Annotated in this window: 4 protein-coding genes; all 4 read left to right on the top strand. The window is 46.9% G+C overall.

The genetic code is table 11. The features are described from left to right. The first annotated feature begins 375 nt into the window (after positions 1–375). Positions 376–1,857 (top strand): NlpC/P60 family protein, encoded by a 1,482-nt coding sequence (locus NFR99_RS06545; protein WP_135975895.1) that lies wholly within the window; start codon positions 376–378, stop codon positions 1,855–1,857. A 310-nt stretch (positions 1,858–2,167) separates the two neighbouring features. Then, positions 2,168–3,115 carry an L-lactate dehydrogenase gene (locus tag NFR99_RS06540; protein ID WP_120482772.1) on the top strand — a complete coding sequence of 316 codons (948 nt, stop codon included), beginning with the start codon at positions 2,168–2,170 and terminating at the stop codon, positions 3,113–3,115. A 113-nt stretch (positions 3,116–3,228) separates the two neighbouring features. After that, complete coding sequence (locus tag NFR99_RS06535) at positions 3,229–4,026, top strand: CoB--CoM heterodisulfide reductase iron-sulfur subunit B family protein (RefSeq protein WP_251353263.1); 798 nt, start codon at positions 3,229–3,231, stop codon at positions 4,024–4,026. Further along, positions 4,023–4,412, top strand: coding sequence for a 4Fe-4S dicluster domain-containing protein (locus NFR99_RS06530; RefSeq protein WP_135975894.1), 390 nt, complete (start codon positions 4,023–4,025; stop codon positions 4,410–4,412). Before NFR99_RS06535 ends, NFR99_RS06530 begins: the two co-directional genes overlap by 4 nt. Positions 4,413–4,419 lie beyond the last annotated feature (7 nt).

Genomic DNA, 4,419 nt, shown 5'->3' with positions numbered 1-4,419 from the left:
AAAGTGAAAATGTCCCTGGCAAAATGCCAGGGGCATTTTCGTGTTTTTAAGTATGCAAGTTCCAATTTTTTATGTGTAGTAAAGCTTTTTATATAGAAGTCTGTGGTAACAGTTCAGCCCAGGATTTTGCACTTGCTGCAAAGTCCGTGAGAATGCGTAAATTCAGCCGGAGAATCCAGCCCTTTGCGAACAGCAAACTTTAAATGGGCTGGATTCCGTAACAGTGAAGCCGCAGGCTGAACTGTTACAGTCTGTGAAATTTCCATGATTTTCTTGCATTTTGAGTAAGAAGGGTATAATATATAATAGAAAAAATTCTATGAAGTGCTTATATAGCAGTTTGATTTTCAAGTCATATATGAGTAAGGAGTACATATGAATTTAAAAAAATTAAGCAAGATGACAGGATGCCTGGTACTGTCGGGCGCTTTGGTTCTGCAGACTCCCGGAATGGTATTTGCGGCAGAGCGAATAACAGATATCAAAGAAAGACAAGCGGATTCAGAGATGGTTACGGAAGGTATTTCTGAGACGCAGACAGAGAAAGAAACTGAGAAACCAACAGAGAAACCAACAGAAACAGAGACACAGACGGAGACACAGACAGAATCCCACACAGAGTCAGAAACGACTATGCCGACAGAAACAGAATCGGAGAGTGAGACGGCAGCTGTTGTGCAGACGGAAACGGTGAAACAGACAGAGTCGGAAACACCAACGGTTACGGAGCCGGATACTGTGGGGACGACGGAAGAAACTCCTGAAACACCGGGAGAGAAAAAGGGAAATAAGAAAATAAAAGGGAAAAACGGGCTGATAACCATAAAACGCCCGAAGCAGGCAAAGGAGCAGGAGGATCATTCGGATGCGAACGCCAATCTCCTGGCAAATATCATCGCAGGAAATAAGATTTATCTGGAGCAGCTTTCGGCATCTTATCATCTGAGTTTCGACGAGGAATTTTCAGAGGTTATGGAAGAAGTCGAAAAGGATTTTTGCCAGTGGCTGGAACAGCCGGACGAATTTCAGGTGCAGAACTGGCAGGATGTGCTCGCGGTTTATGTGCTGAGAGTCCAGGACGGTGATTCGGGCAAAGCAATCCACCTGGATGCGGAAGCGAAAGAAGAGCTGGAAAAGATATTCTTCTTTATGAATGTCCGCAGGGATTCGATTATTACAAAGAAACTTTCGAAGGAAGTGGATTTGGAAAAGGAAATCTGCTCCCTGGACATCCATGATTATGCGGAGCTGAATAACTTGGATGAAAGCGGAAGAAAGCTTCTTGAGAAATATACAGGGGATGAATGCAAGCGGCTGTGTACAATCGCAGCCGCAGCAAAGGGTTTTGCTTACGGAGGAACAGGAAGCGGCGTGTCAGACGCAAGGGCGGCGATTGTAGCAGCAGCGTGCAGCCTTGTAGGACGGGTCGGTTATTTCTGGGGCGGAAAGTCTTATGCTATGGGCTGGGATACCAGATGGGGAGAACCGTCTAAAGTTACCGCAGGAGGAAGCGTATCGACAGGAACGACCAGGGGATTTGGCCTTGACTGCAGCGGATTTGTATGCTGGGCATTCTATAATGCCCTGGGCGGGACAGACGGCGGTATCGGTAACCATACCACGACCCAGTGGAATGCTTCAGAGATGGTAGACGGCAACGAGGCGCTGCCGGGAGATTTGGTATTTTATGCATCTCCTGAGGCGGGAGACAGGAATCATGTGGGAGTTGTGGTTGGCAGGAACTCAGACGGAAGTCTCATTGTGGCACATTGTTCTTCCAGCCAAAATGGAGTAGTGATAGGCGAGGCGTGGTCGTCAGGGTTTAAATATGTGAGAAGGCCAGTTTTCTTGAAATAAGAAAAGGATTTTGTAATAAAAAGTGCGCACAAATTCAGAAATTTGTGCGCACTTTTTTAAAAGCAAAAAAGTTCAGAATTCTCTTGTTAAATTCTTATCAATGTGTTATGATGTGTGTAATGAAATCGAGCGAATGCTTCCTTAAGTGCGGAGTAATGAAGCGGTTTACTCGGATTGTTTTTTGGCGTCCACGTTTACCGTACCCTCCGCTTACATTTTATAAACGGGGAATACGGTAAACGGGCACGGTTTCATAATTTTTTTGCTATGATTGTTAAAATAAAGACAATGTAAAAAGGAGGAAACATTTATGAGCAGTAAAATTACTATTATTGGTGCGGGAAGCGTAGGGGCAACGATAGCATATACGTTATCCACACAGGATATCGCATCAGAAATTGTCCTGATTGACATTAACAAGCAGAAGGTTGAGGGTGAAGTGCTGGATATCGCCCAGGGAACCTGCTTCCGCGACCCGATTGCGATTACGGCCGGTGAGTATGCGGATGCAAAGGATTCTGATATTGTTATTATTACTTCAGGAATTGCCCGTAAACCCGGACAGACAAGGATTGAGCTTACACAGACAAATGTGGATATTTTAAAATCCATCACACCGGAAATCGTAGCGGCTGCACCAAATGCACTCTACGTAATCGTAAGCAATCCTGTGGACATTATGACCTACGTATTTACAAAGATTTCCGGATTGCCGGAGAACCAGATTGTAGGTTCCGGTACGCTTCTGGATACGGCGCGTCTGCGCTGCGGGCTGTCTGAGCATTTTAAGGTTGCACAGAAAAATATTCACGCATATGTATTTGGAGAGCATGGAGACACCTCTTTTGTACCGTGGACAGGCGCGTATATATCAGGTGTAAGCGTGGATGAATACTACAAGCTGCTCCGCAGCATGGGCAGGGATGTAGAAGAACTGGATAAACCGGGTATGCTTGAGTACGTACAGAAATCCGGCGGAAGGATTATTGCCAATAAAGGGGCTACCTTCTATGCGATTTCCGCGGCAGTATGCAAGCTGTGCAGCATTCTGTCCTCATCCTCGGATTCCATGGCTACTGTGTCATCCATGATGCATGGCGAGTATGGCATTGAAGATGTATGCCTGAGTACCCTGACTCTGGTAGGTCCGGAAGGTATCCGTGGAAAAGTGCCGATGCGTATGAATAAGGGAGAAATTGAGCAGCTACAGGCAAGCGCAAATGCATTGAAAGCAGTTATCGCTCAGATTGATCTGTAAGATTCTCCGGTTAAATTCAGCGGAAAACTGCTGCGGCTTATCTGTTATTCCATTGGAGGAGCGGTCGGGCCGCAGCGTATCCCATAATTTTTAGAAGAAAGGACAACATAATGATGAAGTACAGTTACTATCCGGGATGTACCCTGAGAACAAAGGCGAAAGACCTGGATGCTTATGCCAGAGCCTCAGCGAAGGCGCTGGGATTTGAACTGGAAGAGATTGAGAACTGGCAGTGCTGCGGAGGCGTTTACCCGCTGGGCAGCGACGAGATTGCCACGAAGCTTTCTTCCGTGCGTGCTTTAAATGAAGCAAAAGAGAAGCATCAGGATCTGGTGACGCTCTGTTCTGCCTGCCATCATGTCATCAAGCGTGTGAATGATGATATGCAGAATGTAGAGGACATCCGTACCAGAGCGAACAATTATATGAAGCTTGAAGAGCCCTACGCAGGTGAGACAACAGTCCTTCATTTTCTGGAAGTGCTGCGGGACCGTGTAGGGTTTGACACGCTAAAAGAGAAAGTTACAAATCCATTGACCGGGAAGAAAATCGGCGCTTACTATGGCTGTCTGCTTCTGCGCCCCGGCAAGATTTTACAGTTTGATAACCCGGAGAATCCGAAGATTCTGGAGGACTTCATCCGTGCCATCGGTGCGGAGCCGGTGATTTACCCGTACAGGAACGAATGCTGCGGCGGCTACATCTCCCTGAAAGAAAAAGACATGTCAAAAAACATGTGCAATAACATCATGGAGAGCGCTGAAGGCTTCGGTGCGGAAATGCTGATTACTGCCTGTCCATTGTGCCTGTACAATTTAAACAACAGTGTGCAGAACAGGCTTCCGGTGTACTACTTCACAGAGCTTCTGGCAGAGGCGCTGGGTGTGAAAGAGGAGGTGGCGAAGGCATGAGCAAAGAGAAGAAGCAGGCAGAGCTTATCAAGGAAATAAGCGGCGTCAATCCTTTAAAATGTATGAAATGCGGCAAGTGTTCCGCTACCTGTCCGGCGTATAACGAGATGGACATCAAGCCCCATCAGTTCGTTTCCTACGTGGCAAATGAAGATATTGAGACACTGGTACAGTCCAAATCCCTGTGGAAATGCCTCTCATGCTTTGCATGTGTGGAGCGCTGTCCGAGGGATGTAAAGCCGGGCAAGCTGATTGATGCGGCAAGGCAGATTGTCGTCCGCCAGAAGGGGCAGAATTACCTGAAGGCAGACGAGATTCCGGAGCTTCTTGACCCGGAGCTTCCGCAGCAGCTTTTAGTCAGCGCATTCAGAAGATACAGGAGGTAAGCACAGA

Origin of the sequence: Hominisplanchenecus murintestinalis, assembly GCF_943193015.1 — a bacterium.
Lineage (GTDB): Bacteria > Bacillota > Clostridia > Lachnospirales > Lachnospiraceae > Hominisplanchenecus_A > Hominisplanchenecus_A murintestinalis.
The sequence above is the reverse complement of the archived record's forward strand: the minus strand, read 5'-3'. Positions and strand labels throughout refer to the sequence as shown.

Coding starts and splice junctions, on each gene's coding strand:
- NFR99_RS06545 (WP_135975895.1), top strand. CDS start 376: ATGAATTTAAAAAAATTAAGCAAGATGACAGGATGCCTGGTACTGTCG.
- NFR99_RS06540 (WP_120482772.1), top strand. CDS start 2,168: ATGAGCAGTAAAATTACTATTATTGGTGCGGGAAGCGTAGGGGCAACG.
- NFR99_RS06535 (WP_251353263.1), top strand. CDS start 3,229: ATGAAGTACAGTTACTATCCGGGATGTACCCTGAGAACAAAGGCGAAA.
- NFR99_RS06530 (WP_135975894.1), top strand. CDS start 4,023: ATGAGCAAAGAGAAGAAGCAGGCAGAGCTTATCAAGGAAATAAGCGGC.